This is a genomic window from Pontibacterium sp. (assembly GCF_041587635.1).
Classification (GTDB): Bacteria; Pseudomonadota; Gammaproteobacteria; order Pseudomonadales; family Balneatricaceae; genus Pontibacterium.
In genome coordinates this window covers 1-16979 of record NZ_JBFGYC010000004.1, presented here as the reverse complement: position 1 = coordinate 16979, position 16979 = coordinate 1, and the positions used below count along the sequence as shown (strand labels likewise).

The following is a 16979-nucleotide window of genomic DNA, read 5'->3' as shown; positions in this document are numbered from 1 at the left end:
CTTATCGGCGACGAAAGAGTCCCAGTTTAACATCTAAGGTCAGATTCAGCTGCTCTAGCTGGGCGAACTGTTCTCGTTTAGCCTGAGCCATACGCTGGCTGTGAGGCGTCATCCCCAGCAGTGTCTGAATACTCGGATTGTCGTGCAGTGCAAAACCGTAGTTTACCTCGGTGATACTTTGCAGTTCGAACGCGGATTCCAACTGCTTGACCGGATCGTAACCCGATGGACGCACCTCGTCGTAGATCAACTCTCGCAGCTCAATCAGGTGTTGCTCACCGGTCCAGGCCAGTAACAGGAGTCCATCCTGTTTCAATGGCTTGGCAAAAGCCTCGGGCATCAGGCGGCTGAATAGAACGGTCAGAACGTCCAGACTGTTGTCGGGCACCGGAATGTTGGCACCGGAAGCTACCAACCACTCGATGCTTTTACTGCGGGAGCAGGCGGCTTTTACCGCGTGTTTCGATATATCCAGACCGATCAGTTGGTCCTGCCGACCGGCGTCAGTTAATGCCTGTTCCAGCGCGGCCGTGTAAAACCCTTCACCACAGCCCATATCCAGGATCTGAGCGGTATCTGCAGGCAGATTCGCCAGTATCAGCTGATTGACCTGATCGGATAGCTGGGTGTAATGCCCCTGATCGAGGAAGGCACGACGGGACTGCACCATACCGGCATTGTCACCCGGATCTTTGGACTTCTTCTTATGCGACAGTAACAAGTTCCAGTAACCCTGTTTGGCGCGGTCAAAGCTGTGTCCCTGCGCGCAGCAGAGGTTGTTATCCTGCCGCGAAAGATCAGATTGGCAAACCGGGCATGCGAGCAGTGCAGTCATCGAATCGTTGCTCATTCAGTCAGCAGGCGGGCCAGGATGTTTTCGTAAAGATCGGACAACGTATCCAGATCTTTCACACTCACGCGTTCGTCTACCTGATGGATGGTTGCGTTGATCGGACCGAGCTCAACGACCTGAGCGCCGGTCGGTGCGATAAAGCGACCGTCGGATGTGCCGCCAGAGGTGGACAGTTCAGTCTCCATGCCGGTGATGGCTTTGATTGCCTGCTGGCAGGACTCCACCAGACTGCCCGCCGCGGTCAGGAACGGGTTGCCGGACAGAATCCAGTCGATATCCCACTCCAGACCATGTTTATCCAGAATATCGCGCACCCGTACTTTCAGCTCGTCCGCGGTGACTTCAGTGGAGAAACGGAAGTTAAACGCAACATCGATATGCCCCGGCACCACGTTGGTGGCACCCGTACCCGAGTGTATGTTGGAGATCTGGAAGCTGGTGGGTGGGAAGAAATCGTTGCCTTCATCCCAGACCTCGGTGGATAACTCGGCCAGTGCTGGTGCCACCAGATGGATCGGGTTGCGCACCAGATGTGGATAAGCCACGTGACCTTGCTTGCCACGTACGACCAGAGAACCGGACAGGGAACCACGACGACCGTTCTTGATCACATCGCCCACGTGTTTGGTGCTGGACGGTTCGCCCACGATGCAGTAATCGATCTTTTCGTTACGTGCTTCCAGATGATCGATCACCCGTGTTGTGCCGTTAATAAACGGGCCTTCCTCATCGGAGGTGATCAGTAAGGCGATGGAGCCGTTGTGATCCGGGTGGTGATCGATAAAACGTTCCAGTCCGGTCATAAAGGCAGCGATGCCACCTTTCATATCCGCTGCTCCACGGCCGTGCAACATCCCTTCGTGGATGGTTGGCTTAAACGGTGGATAGGTCCAGCGATCTTCCGGGCCTGACGGCACCACATCGGTGTGTCCTGCAAAGCAGAACAGCGGGCCGTCGGTACCGCGCCGTGCCCAGAAGTTGCTCACCTCTTCAAACTGCAGTCGCTCAATCTTAAAACCCAGTTTCTCCAGACGGGAGATCATCAGCTCCTGACATCCGGCGTCTTCCGGTGTGACGGATCGGCGAGAGATCAGGTCCTGTGCAAGTTCAATCGTAGGGGAGAGTTGGGCCATGTGAACGGATCCTGTAGTGAGATGGCAGCTAAGAAACTGTTAAGAGTGTGCTTCAGAGTATAAAGAATAACCCGCCCTGTATCGCTACAGTGCGGGTTATCTATGGTGCGTTAAGCTGCTGGCTTAGTTGTGCTTGTGCAGCTCTTCGTTCAGTTCGATCGCAGACTTGTTGGTCTTCACTTCGATGCGACCGTTCTGAGAGTTGCGACGGAACAACAGGTCGGTTTTACCCGCCAGTTCGCCCGCTTTAACAACACCGACTTCGTTGTTCTGATCGTCCAGTACAGTGACTTTAGAACCACCGGTCACGTACAGACCTGCTTCCAATGTACAGCGATCGCCCAGTGGCAGGCCCAGACCTGCGTTTGCGCCCAGCAGGCAGTTTTCGCCGACAGAGATCACAACGTTATTACCACCGGACAGCGTACCCATAGTGGATGCACCACCACCGATGTCAGAACCGTTACCCACGACAACCCCTGCAGAGATACGGCCTTCAACCATGCTTACGCCCATGGTGCCAGCGTTAAAGTTGATGAAACCTTCGTGCATGACAGTTGTGCCTTCACCTACGTGTGCACCCAGACGGATACGGGATGCATCACCTACGCGGATACCTTCAGGTACCACGTAGTTGGTCATCTGTGGGAACTTATCAACAGAGTAAACGTGCAGCATACGACCCTGTGCGCGAGCCGCCAGCTGGCGTTTAGACAGGTCATCCATAGAGACTGCACCTTCAGAGGTCCAGGCAACGTTTGGCAGCAGACCAAACATACCCGCCAGGCTCAGACCGTGTGGCTGTACCAGACGGTGAGACAGCAGTGCCAGCTTCAGGTAAACCTCAGCGGTGGTTGCCGGTTCAGCGTCGGTTTCCAGAATGGTAACGAACAGCGCCTGAGTGGTTCCTTCCAGGATCTCAACGATCTCAGCCTGGTCTTCAGCACCCACTGCCAGAAAAGCCGCTTCCAGTGCTTTCAGCTGAGATTCTTTAATTTCGATCGCTGCGTTGCCGCCGGTGTAACCGACTTTTTCTGCAACAGCTGCAATCATTGCATCGTCAGCGTTCAGCAGCGGAGCGTTGTAGTACACCTCCAGCAGGTCGCCCGCAGAAGATTTAGTACCTACACCCAGACCGAATGCAAAATTTGTCATGTTGTGACTCCAATAACCTGTAATTTAAATTTGATACGTTGCGGGTGTTTATTGACCCAGCAGGGATGCGTAATCAGCATCCTTAAAACCGACTGTGCGTACGTCACCGGTATCCAGCAACGGACGCTTGATGATGGCTGGATTATCCAGCATGACCTCAATCGCAGAGGCCTCATCAACATTGTTCTTTACATCGTCTGGCAGTTTGCGCCAGGTGGCACCACGCTTGTTCAGCAGCACTTCCCAACCCAGTTCGCTCACCCAGCTTTTCAACTGGTTGGCGTCCAGACCGTCTTTACGATAATCATGAAACTGATATTCAATGCCTTCAGCTTCCAGCCATTTGCGGGCCTTTTTGATGGTGTCGCAGTTCTTAATACCGTACATCGTAATCATATGACTTTACCCTGTCGTCACTGTGCTTACAGCGATTCAACGTATTTACGGATACGGTGAGCACCTTCGATACACTCTTCCAGCGTGGCAACCAACGCCATACGTACATAACCGGCACCCGGCAATACACCGTCGGTTTCACGGGACAGATATCGACCCGGCAGTACCGTCAGGTTCTGCTGTTCGAACAGACCTTGTGCGAATTTGTCATCGTCGATAGGTGTTTTCGCCCACAGGTAGAAGCTGGCATCCGGTTTCTGTACGTCCATCACCGGAGACAGAATTTCGACCACTGCGTCGAACTTACGGCGGTACTGATCACGGTTTTCCAACACGTGGTTTTCGTCGTTCCAGGCCGCAATCGAAGCCAGCTGATGCTGAACCGGCATAGAGCAGCCGTGGTACGTGCGGTACTGCAGGAAAGGTCCCAGCAGTGCGGCATCACCGGCGATAAAGCCTGAGCGCAGCCCCGGCAGGTTGGAGCGCTTGGACAGGCTATGCATCACTACACAGTTTTTGTAGTCGTGACGGCCCATGTCGGCACAAGCTTCCAGCAACCCTACAGGTGGTTGTGCTTCGTCCAGATAGATTTCGGAGTAACATTCGTCTGATGCGACGATGAAGTCGTACTTATCAGACAGTTTGATCAGCTTCTGCAGTGTTTCCAGATCAGTTACCGCACCCGTTGGGTTGCTTGGTGAACACAGGAACAACAGCTGGCAGCGCTGCCATACGTCTTCAGATACCGCATCAAAATCCGGGATGAAGCCGTTTTCTGCCAGACAGTTCAGGTAGAACGGTTTGGCACCGGCCAGATACGCGGCACCTTCGTAGATCTGGTAGAACGGATTCGGTGAGATCACCAAGGCGTCATCGCGACGGTTCACCGCCGCCTGAGTGAATGCAAAGATCGCCTCACGGGTACCATTCACCGGCAGCACGTTGGCTTCAGGATCAACAGAACCGGCCTGCAGTTTGAAGCGGCGCTCACACCAATCAGCAATCGACTTGCGCAGCTCCGGCAGACCCTTAGTGGTCGGGTAGTTGGAGAGGCGGGCCATATTGTCGTTCAGACACTCTGCCACAAACTCAGGGGCAGGGTGTTTTGGCTCACCGATGGAAAACGCAATGTGTTCCAGATTGGAGGGTGGCGTAACCTGCGCTTTCAGCGCGGTCAGTTTTTCAAACGGGTAAGGCTGCAGGAGGCTGAGATCTTTGTTCATCGAATGTCCTAATACACCTGAATGATGGGGCGCTGCTTTCGGCACGTAAATGCCAGAGCGTGCTCCGGAGTGCAGGTTTTCTGCGCACAATAAGGCCGGGAATTATACAGAATTGTGGCGCGGCGATTAAGTGCAAATCCGACTAAAAGGGTTGGGATTTTACAACTTACAGTTTGAGACCCTACGGATTGGTTGATCAGATCAGTATTTGCGGCGATTTTGGCGGTCTGAACGGCCACTCAATCATCGCTTTGCTATCCTGAGTGATGAGCAGAAAAGGAGTCACAGATGCACTCAGAACTTCGCATGCATCCACGTATGCCGACCAAATTGCCCGCAGAAATGATTTTGTCGGAGAATGTGTCGGTAGACGTGATAATACTTAATCTCAGTGTGGGGGGGATGTTGGTCGAGGGAAATGACCAGATGTTCCACGCTGTTCAGGCACATAAACCCGCGTTTCCGATAGAGGTGGATATCTATTTCGGATTACAGGCGTTACCGGTACGCAGTCACTGTCGATTGATCCATACCGTACGAAAACGGCAGGACCTGTATCAGATGGGATTTAAAGCACTCAGTATGGATGAGCAGTCCAGCAACTTGATTCGTCAGACACTCGACGACTATACCCTGACGCGGGCGTTGTAATCCGCGCATTCCATTTAACGCATTTGATCATATACCGCAAATAGAGAGCGTTAAACGCTCCCTATTTGCCCATTCTTTCAAGCGGTTTTCTCGCCTCAGGCATCCAGATTCAACGACACTTCCGGTTTACGCCCAAGCATGGCCCGGCCGCCTTCGATCACCGTTAACATCGACGGTACGAACAGCAGGATCAGTACCGTACCGTAGGCCAGACCAAATACAATGGATACCGCCATCGGGATCAGGAATTGGGCCTGCAATGAGGTTTCGAACAGGATCGGTGTCAGACCTGCAATAGTGGTCAGCGAGGTTAGTAGTACGGCGCGCAGACGCTGACAGGCCGCTTCAATCACCGCTTCACGCACTTCCATACCGGTGCTGCGCAGCTTCTTATAGAAGGTGATCAGGACGATAGAGTCGTTAATTACGATGCCTGAGAGTCCAAAGAAGCCAAACAGTGACAGAATAGTCAGATCAATACCGAGTAAGCCGTGACCGAGGATAGCGCCGGTCAGCCCCAGCGGAATCGCGAGCATGATCGCAATCGGCCAGGTGTAAGATGCGAATACCCACGCCAGAATGATAAAGATCAGCGTCAGCGCGAGGAATACGCCCATCTGCATGTCGGCCATGGTGCGGCGTTCACGCTTGTTAGCGCCTTCAAAGGTGGCCTGAATACCGTACCGGCTGGTAATCGTATCCAGCTCTTTAGCTTTGAGTGAGGCGATAATCTCGTTGGCGTTGGCCGCGGCCTCATCCAGATCCGCCGTGACATTGAGTGCCAGCTGACCGTCTACGCGCTGCAGAGTATCCAGGCCTTGTTTGGCGCGGAACTGCACGACGTTCGCCAGCAAGGTGGTGCCGCCGTTGGGCAGTATGATCGGTAGCTGTTCCACGGCACGTAAGCGGTCTCGTTCGGCATTGGGTAGTACGACCCGGACCTCGACCTCTTCCTGACCGGTATAGAAGCTTTGTACTTCAATACCATCAAATGAGGCGCGTAACTGGCGACCCACCGCTTGTAGCGTTAACCCTGCGGCTTTGCCCGCTGGGGTGAGTTCATAGATCAGCTGAGACTTACCAAATGGCAGATCGTCATCCACGTTAGACAAGCCATTGTAACTTTTCAGAACATCTTGCAGCTCCAGCGATGCGGCTTTCAGGTTGTCCATGTTGGGGCCGGTCAGTTTGACCTCAATTGGTTTGCCGGACGGTCCTGAGCGTGCCTGATCGATAGAGAATTTTTCGATCCCCGGTGGCAGCTGAATACGTTCCCGCCATGCGGCAATCAATTGTTTATTGGTGGTGACGCGGCTGTCGGCGGAATAGACCTCGATCTTCAGGGCACCGAATTCATCGCCTTTAAACGAGTTCACGCTGGTGCGACTAAAATCGGCCTGACGTTCCTGAATAAAGGCGACTTTAACCACCTTTTCATCCAACTCTGCATCGGTCTCCCACAGTGTTGTATCGAGGTGATTCAGAAAGTCAGACACACTGGCGCGATCGGTACCGGCAGCAAACTGCACGTTGGCAGTAATGCTTTCCCGTTCCACGGCGGGGAAAAAGTTAAACTTGATACGACCACCTGCAACCAGGGCTATGGCTATCAGGAATATGGCGAACGCACCGAAAATGGTGGCCCAGCGAAATTCCAGTGCACGCGTCACAACGGGGCGAAAAATCTGATCGCGGAAGTGCTCAAAACCGGCATCCAGTTTAAGACGCAGTTTGGACGGATGCAGATCAGAGGCTTTGTGCAGGCTGTGATGCAGATGCCCAGGCAGGATCAGGAAACACTCGATCAGCGAGGCCACAATCACGCAGATAATGATCGTGGGAATATCGATCAGGATATTACCAATGCGTCCTTCGAGCAGCAGCAAGGGCAGGAAGGCGGCAATGGTGGTCATGGAGGAGGCCATTACGGGGGGCAACATCCGGTGGGCACCACCAATGGCAGCCTGCAGACCGGGTTCTCCCATCTTCAAGTGGGTGAGGGTGTCTTCGCCGACGACAATCGCATCATCGACAATGATCCCCAGCGCCATAATCAAACCAAACAGGCTGATCATATTGATCGAGCCGCCGATAACATACAGCACCGCCAGTGTGGCGAGGAAGGAGATCGGTATCCCCACGGTGACCCACGCGGCGACGCGGGCGTTGAGGAACAGGAAGAGGATACAGATGACCAGCGCCAGACCACCCAGACCGTTTTTCAGCAGTAGATTGATACGTTCTTTTACCGGCTGCCAGCGTTCGTCAAAGGCGATAATCTTGATGTTGGGTGGCAACAGCGGTTGTGTTTTTGCCAGCCAATCGTTGAGGATTTTGGCCGTTTTCAGGGTGTCTTCGTTTTCAGTACGGCGCACGCGCACCAGTACCGCGGGTGAACCCTGATAGAACAGCTCGATCTGTTTGTCTTTGGGGCGCAGTTCGATATCGGCGACATCGCCCAAGCGGATCAGACGACCACTTTCGTCGGTAAACAGTGGCAGCTGACGGAAGCCTTCAACGTCTCGTTGCTGGCTCAAACTACGAATCTGGCGCGAGCCATCACCTTTGGCCGCGGTACCGGCAGGCAGGTCGATACTGCGTTGCTGGATGCTGGTGGCCACATTGTTCAGGGTCATGTCCAGCTCATGTAGCTGGCGTGATGGCACCTGAATAGCGATCTCCTGATCAGGCAGACCGGTGAATTCAATCTTGCTCAGACCTACCTGAAGTAATTGGTGTTCAAACTCGCGCACCATCGGCCGCAATTCGTCCAGAGCGACGTTATCGCCGGAGACCAGCAGGCTGGCGACATTTTCATAGCGGATAATCTTCTGTACCAGCGGGCGTTCGGCATCCCCGGGCAAGTCCTGCTCAATGCTGTCGATCTTCTGCTTCACTTCATCGAGCAGGAAGTCGCTGTCCGCATCCTCTTTCACTTCCAGACGGATCGAGGCAATGCTTTGATTGGCGGTTGAGTAGTAGGTATCGATATCGGGCAGGGATTTTAGTTCTTCCTCAATCGGCAGGATGATCGAGCGTTCGATATCTTCAGCGGCCGCGCCACTCCAGGTTACCTGAATGGTGATGATATCCAGCTCAAAGTTGGGGAAGAACTGGGTATTGAGTTTCTTGATGCCCCAGATACCGGCCAGGATCATCAGCACCATCAGCAAATTGGCGGCCACCCGGTGTGAGGCGAAAACCGCTGTCAGGTTTTGCAGCGGTCCCTGATAGGTTTTCATTTCCCAGCCTCGCGTACTTTCAGGCCCGAGATTGCGTTCGGTAGCTGGGTCGTAACAACGCTGTCACCTTGCTGCAGATCGGCACTGCGCACCAGAATGCGGGTTTTACCGCTGTCGGTGGTGATGTCACCCACACGTTCTACGTCGATGGCTTCCAGTCGATCATCGACAATCCGGTAGATACGGTTGGTGCCGTACAGGGCCTGCGGTGGCAGCGCGACAACGTTTTGCTGCACGGGTAATTTCAGATCAATCGCCACGGAACGGCCGGGTTCAGGCAGTGATGTGCTGGATTCGATCCGGAAAAAGGCATCCACCCCGGCACGGCCGCTGTTGACCTCACCGGCCAGACGGTCCAGCTGCAGAGCCAATTGCTGTTCATCCAGTTGGCTGCTGGCGCTGATCGTGCCCTGATCGTTCAGTGCATTGCGGATCAGCGGAAGGATACGAGAGGGTACTTGTGCACGGACTTCAAGGCGATCAAGGCCGTAGACCGTCAACAGCGGATCACCGCTGCGTACCCGGTCACCCGGTGCGACATGCAGCTGAGCAATACGACCATCAAAAGAGGTGCTGATACGGGTGCGTTCCAGGTCCAGTAAGGCGGTGTCGTAGAGTGCTTTTGTACGGGTAACACTGGCGGTGATCTGTTTCAGGCGGTTGGGGTGGTCGTTGATCGCCTGCTGACGGGTATTCAGGGATAATGCCTGCTGTTGGGCGCTGCGACGGGCGTTGTCGAGTTGTTCCTGACTGGTCAGATTGCGTTTATTCAGGTTTTCGATTCGGCTGACACTCTGTTTGCTCAGCGCCAGTAGGTTCTTTTCGATCTTGAGGGCTTTCAGATCCGCGTTATAACGCACATTTTCGGCGGAGAGCTGGGCCTCAGCATTGTGCAGATCCGCTTCACGCTGGGCAACCAGCAAACGAATGTCGCGGTCATCCAGTTGCAGCAGGGTTTCGTCGGCGCTGAAGGTGCGCCCAGCGTCCGTAGGAGCCGTTTGTACATAGGCCGTCACAGCAGCGGACAGCGTACTCATGCGTGGCGTTTCTACTTTGCCATACAGGACCAGTTCAGGCTGATGCGCTTCGAGACTGGCTGGGGTGACGCTGACGGCCCAGATCTTTTCAGCAACCGGGCGCGAAGGCGCCTGCGGTTTGGTTGCGCGCATGTACATGAAAACAGCGACTGCGATGGCAATGAACAACAGTGGCAGCAGCCATTTAAAAAACGTGGATGAACGGGTGCGTTGTTGCCCCGACTGAAGAGCCTGCGTCATAGATTCAGTATATCCCTGTATGTCCGCATGGGGTGCGGGCCTTATAACATTAACCGTCGCCCTATATTAGCGGATATTCATGTTGCTACCAGCCAACTTTACAATTCTTAACCGCGTGATACTTTAGATTCTTTACAGTACGAACCACTTTCTTATTTAGTTCAATCATCTACGGCGTACACAGGAACCTTCTGTGCCACGCAGGGAGGCAATCAATGCATACGGATTCAGTGCTCTGCCTTAATGGGCAGGGTTTTCACCGCATGGTTTACCGTCAGTGGGGCAGCGCCGAAAACGATCGGGTGTTGGTGTGCGTACATGGTCTGGCGCGCAACAGTCGTGATTTTGATGATATCGCCAAAGTACTGGCGCGGGACTACCGTGTTATTTGTCCGGATGTGGTGGGGCGTGGTACATCTGACTGGTTACCGGCAGGCGTGGAGTATGGTATCCCTCAGTATCTGAGTGATATGACTGCGCTGTTAGCGCGCCTGGACGTTGATAAAGTCGATTGGTTGGGCACATCCATGGGTGGCATTATTGGGATGTGTCTGGCGGCGATGCCAAATTCACCTATCCACAGCCTGATTATCAATGATGTGGGCAGTTTTATCCCCAGCAGTGCGTTGCAGCGTATCAGTGGATATCTGGGCGATAAGCGTTTTGCTTCCATGCAGGAGGTGGAACAGTTTATGCGTATGAACTACACCGCCCTGAAAAATATCAGCGATCAGCAGTGGGCTCATCTGGCTAAGCACGGTGTGCGGGAGTTGGACGACGGACAGCTGGCGATTCATTATGACCCGGCCATCGCGACCGCCACGGCAGCCAATGCCGCGAATGACATCGATCTTTCACTCTTCTGGCAGGCCGTGAATTGTCATCAGGCGCTGATCTGGGGAGAGGAATCAGATATCCTCAGCGCCGATACGGTGCAACAGATGCAGGCACAACGACCTGAGATGGAGTTATTAAGCCTGCCGGGTATTGGTCATGCGCCGTCTTTGATGGAAGATGATCAGATCCAGTGGGTGCAAGACTGGTTGCGCCGACATCAGCGCTAAGGCTGAACATTATAATAATAACGCGTAGTAGAGGTATCGATGAGTGTATTAACCCACTGGCCTGAAGAGCAGCTTTGTCTCAGTTATAAAGAGCGCCGTTATGCCGTTGATGCGGTTGAAAAGGCGTTTGCTTCCACCCTTGAGTCCCTGAAAGTGGATATCGGGTTGGTGGAGATGTTTGAGTCTATTTATGTGCCGTTGGGGGCGTGGCTGGCGCGTCGTAAACAGCTGCAACCCGGGCCGTTGGTCGTGGGGATTAACGGTGCGCAAGGCGCCGGGAAATCAACCCTGTTTAACCTGCTGGAAGTGATTTTGACCGAAGGGTTCGACCTTAAGGTCGTGGGTTTTTCCATTGATGATCTGTATCGCACCCATGCTGAACGTGAACAGCTGGGTGAGGATATCCATCCGTTGTTGGCCACGCGGGGTGTGCCTGGTACACATGACGTTCAGCTTGGGATCGATATTCTGGAATCCCTGTGCAGTGGCGATGATAGCCGGGTCACTAAGATTCCGGTGTTTGATAAATCGATCGATGATCGCTGTTCCTCTGAAGTGTGGCAGGAATGGTTTGGTCCGGCCGATGTGATTGTACTTGAGGGATGGTGTGTGGGAGCAACGCCACAGACTGAGGACGCGCTGTCTTCTGCGATCAATGAACTGGAACAGCATGAAGATCAGGACGCGGAGTGGCGCCGTTACGTCAACGCTCAGTTGCAGGCAGAGTATGCAAGCCTGTACGCGATGATGGATGTCTTGCTGATGCTGAAAGTGCCTAGTATGGACGCTGTTTTTGAATGGCGCTCTCTGCAGGAGAAGAAACTGGCTGAGCGGGTGAAATATATCTACGATACGCAGCAGCCCACGGACCACTTGCGGATCATGGACGAAGGGCAGATCAAACGTTTTATCCAGCATTACGAACGACTGACCCGCCATATGCTGGATGAGATGCCGGGACGGGCCGATGTGACACTGCTGCTGAACGAAAACCATAAGATTTTTGATATCCAGATCAATAAACCTCTGGAAGAAACGGAAGGACACTCATGAAACTGATAATTCGTGCTTTGCTGAGCACCACTTTGCTGGTTGCACTGACCGGTTGCCAGACCGCTTACTACTCAGCGATGGAGCAGGTTGGTGTGCATAAACGGGACATTCTGGTGGACCGGGTAGTGGATGCTCGCGACTCACAAGCCGATGCGCAGGAGCAGTTTCAGGATGCGCTGGAGCAGTTTCGTTCAGTGGTGCAGTTTGATGGTGGTCAGCTGGATAAGGTCTACAACGAGCTGAAAGCCGAGTATGACGACAGTGTGGATGCCGCGTCTGACGTACGTAACCGGATCGAAAAAGTCGAAACCGTTGCCGCAGATCTGTTTGAAGAGTGGAACGAAGAGCTGGATAAATACAGCAGCCGGGAGCTGCGTAATCAGAGTGCCCGTAAGTTACGTGAAACCCGCCAGCGCTACGCTGAGTTGCTGCGCAGTATGAAGCGTGCGGAGAAGCGTATGGATCCGGTTTTATCTTCGTTGCAGGACAACGTGCTGTACCTCAAGCATAACCTGAATGCCCGGGCGATTGGCGCGTTGAAAGGCGAATTTAGCGGTATGCGTCAGGAGATCAACTTGTTGATGCGGGATATGCAGCTGGCGATTAAGGAATCTGATGCGTTTATCCGGTCGATGGAAAGCCGTTAAGCGATAAACGACAGGCGAAATAACTGACTGAAAAAGGCGCGGATTAACCGCGCCTTTTTTCGTTCAGATTGGCAGGAAGGTCAGCGATGCGGCCTTATGTACAACGTTCTTAATGTTACGGTCTGTTGTATCGGCGATGATTGTTGCCAGCATATCCTGCAGAGCAATCATCTTGCCCAGCACCCGTTCAAAGCTGAGGTTTATGATCCCCTCGCGGGAGATGCCGTTGGCGAGCAGCAGTGGCTGACCTGATGCGTTCTTCCGGTTGTTCAGTTGCCACGCCACCGTTTCCAGATTTCGGGCGCTGTTGTAGAGCTTTTGCTGGTCCAGTTCGTCCAGTAGAAAAAACTCCTGCTTATAGCCAAAAGCGGCATCAATCATTGAGCGAATGCCGGCCATCAGGGCAAATACCCGGTCCCCTCGGTAGCTTTCAGTCAGTGCCAGTTGCATTGCATCATTACCCGAACGTCCCTGTAGCTCGGGATAGCCTCCTGAGGGCGGCGGTGCCAGAATCTGTTGTACACGCAGATCAACGGTCATACGTGGTGTTTTAGACAGTTCCCGAGGGTTACGTTTATACAGCTTGATCGTCAATTGACGGATCAGTGTATTCAGTTCCTGACGGTGGCTATCGGCAACCATATCGATATCCGATTTGGCAAGATTGCGAATATTAAAGGAGCGGACGTTATCGGGACTGCATCCGGAGACAAAAAGCGCCACAATTATCAGTAGAGCAATACGCATATTCACACGAAATCCATGGGTTGCTGAGGTTCCTTTGTATGTTATCTGACGATGCCTTACAAGCTTGGCTTGAGTCAAAAGCACTCAGTATTCTGTCTGGGGTCCCTCTGAGTGGTGGCTGCATAGCGCAATGCTTCTGCATAACACTGAGTGATGGCCAGCAGTATTTCTTAAAGCAGCAAAAAGATGCTGAGCCGCCTCAGTTTGCTGCGGAAGCGGACGGATTGGAAGCGCTAGGCAGGGCCGGGGGGATAACGGTTCCGCATGTTTACTGGTATTCCGAACAAAGTTTGTTGATGGAATATCTGCCAGCAGGTCATCGCCAGCCCGCATTCATGGTCCGTTTGGGTGAGGGGTTGGCCTATCAGCATCGCCGGTCGATGGACCTATTCGGCTATGCGCATGACACTTGGTGTGGCGCGACCCGTCAGCCCAATACTCAATGTGCTGATGGGTATCGTTTCTTTGCTGAACACCGTCTGCGATATCTGGGAGAGATCTGTGTGGATAAAGCGTTGCTTTCCCTGGGCGATCTGAATCGAATTGAGCGCATCAGTGAGTGCCTGCCGGACCTTATTCCCGAGCAGGCGCCTGCACTGCTTCACGGTGACCTGTGGTCGGGCAATGTTCTTACCGGACCCGATGGTTGGCCGGTGTTGATTGATCCGGCGGTCTATCAGGGATGGCCTGAAGCTGAGTTGGCAATGACCTGTTTGTTTGGTGGGTTTGAGCCGGACTTTTATGACGCATATGAAGCCAATTCATCAGTCTTGCCTGACTGGCGAGACCGGATAGAGCTTTACAATTTATGGCATTTACTGAACCATCTCTCCCTATTCGGTCGTAGTTACCAATATGAGGTAGAGACGATTCTCCGGCGTTATACATAAATCGTGTGAGCCGGGACCCACACCTGTTATGAAGAGATAGACGATGAGCAACGATTACACCGCTTTGCGCCGCGAGTATGTGGCCAAAGCCCTGCAACGCGAAGAATTGCAGGATAATCCGGTAGAGCAGTTTGCCCTGTGGATGAAAAAGGCGACAGAGGTTTCGCCGGATGACTCCACGTCAATGACACTGGCAACGGCCAGTAAAAGTGGTATGCCATCGGCGCGTATTGTGTTGTTGAAGCATTTTGATGATCAGGGCTTTGCCTGGTATACCGATTACCGCAGCCGCAAAGGTCAGGAGCTGGCGGAAAATCCTCAGGCAGAACTGATGTTCTATTGGTACGGTCTGGAGCGTCAGGTGCGTGTGCAGGGAACGGTGGAAAAGTTGCCACTTGAACAGGGTGAGAAATACTTTAACGAGCGTCCTGTCGGTAGCCGTCTGAGTGCTGCTGCCTCTTGTCAGAGTGCGGTTGTGGACAGCCGTGAAACGCTTGAGTCACGAGTTCAGGCATTGCAGGATGCCCATCCGGATGGTGATATTCCCCATCCGGAAGAATGGGGTGGTTATATTTTGAAACCGACCCGCTTTGAGTTCTGGCAGGGGCGTGAAAATCGTCTGCATGATCGCTTTACTTATCGTCTTGAAAATAATCAGTGGATCATTGAGCGGTTACAGCCATGACAGATACCCTGCTACCAACAGAGATTATTGAACCTCAGGGCGAAGCCGATGCGGCGGTCATATGGCTGCATGGTTTAGGGGCCAGCGGCGATGATTTTGTGCCTGCTGTTCCATTTCTCAATTTACCGGCAGAGGCACAGATACGTTTTGTTTTCCCTCATGCCCCGGTGCGCCCGGTCACCATCAACAACGGTTGGCCAATGCCAGCCTGGTACGACATTTTATCGATTGATATTGAACGTAAGATCGATGAAGACAGCCTGATGGTATCGGTAGAGCAGGTCAATGCGCTGATCGCCCGTGAAATTGCACGGGGCATACAACCCGAGCGGATTATTCTGGCAGGGTTCTCACAGGGTGGCGCAGTGGCCTACCATGCCGGGCTTTGTTATCCCCAGCGTCTGGGCGGCTTGGTTGTTTTATCCACTTATATCGCGACTAGCCAGCGTATCAGAGAAGATAAAACGGCGGCGAATGCTAAGCTGCCGATCTGGCTTGCACATGGTGTGATGGACGATGTTGTGCCCTATTCTCTGGGAGAGCAGGCGGTGTTGGAGCTGGAACAGCAGGGCTATGAACCCGAATGGCATAACTATCCGATAGCCCATGAAGTATCGCCAGAAGAGCTGAACGAGCTGGGCCACTGGATCTCACAGGTTTTAGAATTAAAGGAGTCATTTGCATGAATATTACCAAGGACCGCGTTGTGTCCTTTCACTACGCACTGATCGATCGCAAGAAAAAAGTACTGGATGGATCGCGCGGTGGTGAGCCTTTGCCGTACCTGCATGGCCATAACAACATCGTTCCGGGGCTGGAAAAGGCGTTGGAAGGTCATGAGGTTGGGGATAAGTTTACGGTAACGTTGATGCCATCAGAGGGTTACGGTGAGCGTGACGAAGATCTGGTAGAGATCCTGAACCGTTCAGCGTTTGAAGGTATGGAGCTGAAGGTTGGCTTACCCTGTCAGGTCGAAGATGAAAACGGTGAACTTCAATTGGTGACGGTTGTTGAATTTAACGATGAAGAAGTCGCCGTTGACGGTAACCACCCCTACGCAGGCAAAGCACTGACGTTTGACGTAGAAGTGATCGATGTACGCGAAGCGACCGCAGATGAATTGGATGCGGGTCGTATCAGTTTGTAATCTGCCGATGGCTATCACAACACGTCGATAGCTATCCACCCACCGGGACCTGATCAGGTTCCGGCCGTTCAGGCCTGTGCTCAGAGGCTTAGCTCTACACTTTTTCCGCAGATATCTGCCCAGACCTTATAAAAGTTCCGGCTTGATCCCGTGTGTCTTATCGATCAGACAAATGCTATCGCCCCGACACTCAACGGGCAAAACAACGCATGTATCTAACACGCAGGCGTCGCTGATCCTTTTCTGTGAGCAATCACGAAAAATCAGACTTTCTCACGCCACTTCAGATCACCAATTTGTACGTTCAGCCATTCAAAACCTATTCGCCGAGCGACGGCTGCGGCGCCATCAAGGCTTTTAAACTCACGCTCATCTTTTGAACGTTGCAGTTCGAGCGTGATGACTTCGCTCTGTTTCGTGATGAATTTTAGCGTCCATCCACGTGCCATTGAGATCGGAATAGCCTGACAAGAATCGAAAACACCTGCCTTAAAAAGCAACTTTATTTCACGTTCTTGCATCGTCTTAATCCTCTGATGAATGTTTATTTTTAATATATGATCATTATAAATCTAATAATGATCTATCACAAATTTTCGGCCAGATTCTATGGTTGTTAAGTGATTGTTTTTTAAGAGATTTTTAAGGTTTTTGCAGGGGGTGTAATATGTTTTGGATTTGTTTGTAACTTGTTGTTTTTAAAGAGTTTTATTTGAGTTGTTTTTAGAACTATTTGATCTATTAATACGTTTCTATAAGGCTAAGTGTGCTTTTTGAGTATTCAATAAAAGATTTTGACGGTTTGAACGTGATTTT

17 protein-coding genes are annotated in these 16979 nt (G+C 52.7%); 8 read left to right on the top strand and 9 right to left on the bottom strand.

Annotated elements, in window-relative coordinates; genetic code table 11:
• Position 1: 1 nt before the first annotated feature.
• From ABYW01_RS00700 to dapC, 5 genes are all read right to left on the bottom strand, one after another.
• A complete protein-coding gene (locus tag ABYW01_RS00700; protein WP_372830627.1) occupies positions 2–850 on the bottom strand; it encodes a putative RNA methyltransferase in 849 nt (282 codons plus the stop codon).
• Positions 847–1986 carry a succinyl-diaminopimelate desuccinylase gene (gene dapE / locus ABYW01_RS00695; protein ID WP_372830626.1) on the bottom strand — a complete coding sequence of 380 codons (1140 nt, stop codon included), beginning with the start codon at positions 1984–1986 and terminating at the stop codon, positions 847–849. Before dapE ends, ABYW01_RS00700 begins: the two co-directional genes overlap by 4 nt.
• 123 nt (positions 1987–2109) lie before the next feature.
• Positions 2110–3141 (bottom strand): 2,3,4,5-tetrahydropyridine-2,6-dicarboxylate N-succinyltransferase, encoded by a 1032-nt coding sequence (gene dapD / locus ABYW01_RS00690; RefSeq protein ID WP_372830625.1) that lies wholly within the window; start codon positions 3139–3141, stop codon positions 2110–2112.
• A gap of 48 nt (positions 3142–3189) precedes the next feature.
• A complete protein-coding gene (locus ABYW01_RS00685; protein ID WP_372830624.1) occupies positions 3190–3537 on the bottom strand; it encodes an ArsC family reductase in 348 nt (115 codons plus the stop codon).
• 26 nt (positions 3538–3563) lie between these two features.
• Entirely contained in the window at positions 3564–4760 is a 1197-nt protein-coding gene (gene dapC, locus ABYW01_RS00680; RefSeq protein ID WP_372830623.1) for a succinyldiaminopimelate transaminase, read from the bottom strand.
• Positions 4761–5048: 288 nt separating this feature from the next.
• On the opposite strand from dapC, the gene ABYW01_RS00675 reads away from it, so the two are divergent.
• The gene (locus ABYW01_RS00675) at positions 5049–5411 is read left to right on the top strand and encodes a PilZ domain-containing protein (protein WP_372830622.1); all 363 of its coding nucleotides are present in this window, start codon (positions 5049–5051) and stop codon (positions 5409–5411) included.
• 95 nt (positions 5412–5506) lie between these two features.
• On the opposite strand, the gene ABYW01_RS00670 is transcribed toward ABYW01_RS00675, so the two are convergent.
• Both ABYW01_RS00670 and ABYW01_RS00665 read right to left on the bottom strand, forming a co-directional pair.
• Positions 5507–8653 (bottom strand): efflux RND transporter permease subunit, encoded by a 3147-nt coding sequence (locus tag ABYW01_RS00670; RefSeq protein ID WP_372830621.1) that lies wholly within the window; start codon positions 8651–8653, stop codon positions 5507–5509.
• Positions 8650–9930 (bottom strand): efflux RND transporter periplasmic adaptor subunit, encoded by a 1281-nt coding sequence (locus ABYW01_RS00665; RefSeq protein ID WP_372830620.1) that lies wholly within the window; start codon positions 9928–9930, stop codon positions 8650–8652. The genes ABYW01_RS00670 and ABYW01_RS00665 overlap by 4 nt, the downstream gene beginning before the upstream one ends.
• A gap of 215 nt (positions 9931–10145) precedes the next feature.
• On the opposite strand from ABYW01_RS00665, the gene ABYW01_RS00660 reads away from it, so the two are divergent.
• From ABYW01_RS00660 to ABYW01_RS00650, 3 genes are read left to right on the top strand one after another with little or no spacing between them, the layout of a single operon-like run.
• Positions 10146–10994: an alpha/beta fold hydrolase gene (locus tag ABYW01_RS00660; RefSeq protein WP_372830619.1), complete on the top strand. Its 849-nt coding sequence runs from the start codon at positions 10146–10148 to the stop codon at positions 10992–10994.
• 39 nt (positions 10995–11033) lie between these two features.
• A complete protein-coding gene (locus tag ABYW01_RS00655) occupies positions 11034–12047 on the top strand; it encodes a hypothetical protein (RefSeq protein WP_372830618.1) in 1014 nt (337 codons plus the stop codon).
• The gene (locus ABYW01_RS00650; protein ID WP_372830617.1) at positions 12044–12694 is read left to right on the top strand and encodes a DUF2959 domain-containing protein; all 651 of its coding nucleotides are present in this window, start codon (positions 12044–12046) and stop codon (positions 12692–12694) included. Before ABYW01_RS00655 ends, ABYW01_RS00650 begins: the two co-directional genes overlap by 4 nt.
• Before the next feature lie 63 nt (positions 12695–12757).
• On the opposite strand, the gene ABYW01_RS00645 is transcribed toward ABYW01_RS00650, so the two are convergent.
• Positions 12758–13441: a hypothetical protein gene (locus ABYW01_RS00645; protein WP_372830616.1), complete on the bottom strand. Its 684-nt coding sequence runs from the start codon at positions 13439–13441 to the stop codon at positions 12758–12760.
• A gap of 38 nt (positions 13442–13479) precedes the next feature.
• On the opposite strand from ABYW01_RS00645, the gene ABYW01_RS00640 reads away from it, so the two are divergent.
• From ABYW01_RS00640 to ABYW01_RS00625, 4 genes are read left to right on the top strand one after another with little or no spacing between them, the layout of a single operon-like run.
• Complete coding sequence (locus tag ABYW01_RS00640; RefSeq protein ID WP_372830615.1) at positions 13480–14331, top strand: fructosamine kinase family protein; 852 nt, start codon at positions 13480–13482, stop codon at positions 14329–14331.
• 43 nt (positions 14332–14374) lie between these two features.
• Entirely contained in the window at positions 14375–15016 is a 642-nt protein-coding gene (gene pdxH, locus ABYW01_RS00635; protein WP_372830614.1) for a pyridoxamine 5'-phosphate oxidase, read from the top strand.
• On the top strand, positions 15013–15702 hold the full coding sequence (locus ABYW01_RS00630; protein ID WP_372830613.1) for an alpha/beta hydrolase: 690 nt from the start codon (positions 15013–15015) through the stop codon (positions 15700–15702). Before pdxH ends, ABYW01_RS00630 begins: the two co-directional genes overlap by 4 nt.
• Positions 15699–16163 (top strand): peptidylprolyl isomerase, encoded by a 465-nt coding sequence (locus ABYW01_RS00625; protein WP_193954422.1) that lies wholly within the window; start codon positions 15699–15701, stop codon positions 16161–16163. Before ABYW01_RS00630 ends, ABYW01_RS00625 begins: the two co-directional genes overlap by 4 nt.
• Before the next feature lie 263 nt (positions 16164–16426).
• Here ABYW01_RS00625 and ABYW01_RS00620 read toward each other — a convergent pair whose 3' ends face one another.
• Complete coding sequence (locus ABYW01_RS00620) at positions 16427–16684, bottom strand: hypothetical protein (RefSeq protein ID WP_193954421.1); 258 nt, start codon at positions 16682–16684, stop codon at positions 16427–16429.
• Positions 16685–16979 lie beyond the last annotated feature (295 nt).

What these genes read in the sequence shown, in the direction of transcription:
- ABYW01_RS00700 (WP_372830627.1), bottom strand. Translation starts at nt 850, where the DNA reads ATGAGCAACGATTCGATGACTGCACTGCTCGCATGCCCGGTTTGCCAA.
- dapE (WP_372830626.1), bottom strand. Translation starts at nt 1,986, where the DNA reads ATGGCCCAACTCTCCCCTACGATTGAACTTGCACAGGACCTGATCTCT.
- dapD (WP_372830625.1), bottom strand. Translation starts at nt 3,141, where the DNA reads ATGACAAATTTTGCATTCGGTCTGGGTGTAGGTACTAAATCTTCTGCG.
- ABYW01_RS00685 (WP_372830624.1), bottom strand. Translation starts at nt 3,537, where the DNA reads ATGATTACGATGTACGGTATTAAGAACTGCGACACCATCAAAAAGGCC.
- dapC (WP_372830623.1), bottom strand. Translation starts at nt 4,760, where the DNA reads ATGAACAAAGATCTCAGCCTCCTGCAGCCTTACCCGTTTGAAAAACTG.
- ABYW01_RS00675 (WP_372830622.1), top strand. Translation starts at nt 5,049, where the DNA reads ATGCACTCAGAACTTCGCATGCATCCACGTATGCCGACCAAATTGCCC.
- ABYW01_RS00670 (WP_372830621.1), bottom strand. Translation starts at nt 8,653, where the DNA reads ATGAAAACCTATCAGGGACCGCTGCAAAACCTGACAGCGGTTTTCGCC.
- ABYW01_RS00665 (WP_372830620.1), bottom strand. Translation starts at nt 9,930, where the DNA reads ATGACGCAGGCTCTTCAGTCGGGGCAACAACGCACCCGTTCATCCACG.
- ABYW01_RS00660 (WP_372830619.1), top strand. Translation starts at nt 10,146, where the DNA reads ATGCATACGGATTCAGTGCTCTGCCTTAATGGGCAGGGTTTTCACCGC.
- ABYW01_RS00655 (WP_372830618.1), top strand. Translation starts at nt 11,034, where the DNA reads ATGAGTGTATTAACCCACTGGCCTGAAGAGCAGCTTTGTCTCAGTTAT.
- ABYW01_RS00650 (WP_372830617.1), top strand. Translation starts at nt 12,044, where the DNA reads ATGAAACTGATAATTCGTGCTTTGCTGAGCACCACTTTGCTGGTTGCA.
- ABYW01_RS00645 (WP_372830616.1), bottom strand. Translation starts at nt 13,441, where the DNA reads ATGCGTATTGCTCTACTGATAATTGTGGCGCTTTTTGTCTCCGGATGC.
- ABYW01_RS00640 (WP_372830615.1), top strand. Translation starts at nt 13,480, where the DNA reads ATGTTATCTGACGATGCCTTACAAGCTTGGCTTGAGTCAAAAGCACTC.
- pdxH (WP_372830614.1), top strand. Translation starts at nt 14,375, where the DNA reads ATGAGCAACGATTACACCGCTTTGCGCCGCGAGTATGTGGCCAAAGCC.
- ABYW01_RS00630 (WP_372830613.1), top strand. Translation starts at nt 15,013, where the DNA reads ATGACAGATACCCTGCTACCAACAGAGATTATTGAACCTCAGGGCGAA.
- ABYW01_RS00625 (WP_193954422.1), top strand. Translation starts at nt 15,699, where the DNA reads ATGAATATTACCAAGGACCGCGTTGTGTCCTTTCACTACGCACTGATC.
- ABYW01_RS00620 (WP_193954421.1), bottom strand. Translation starts at nt 16,684, where the DNA reads ATGCAAGAACGTGAAATAAAGTTGCTTTTTAAGGCAGGTGTTTTCGAT.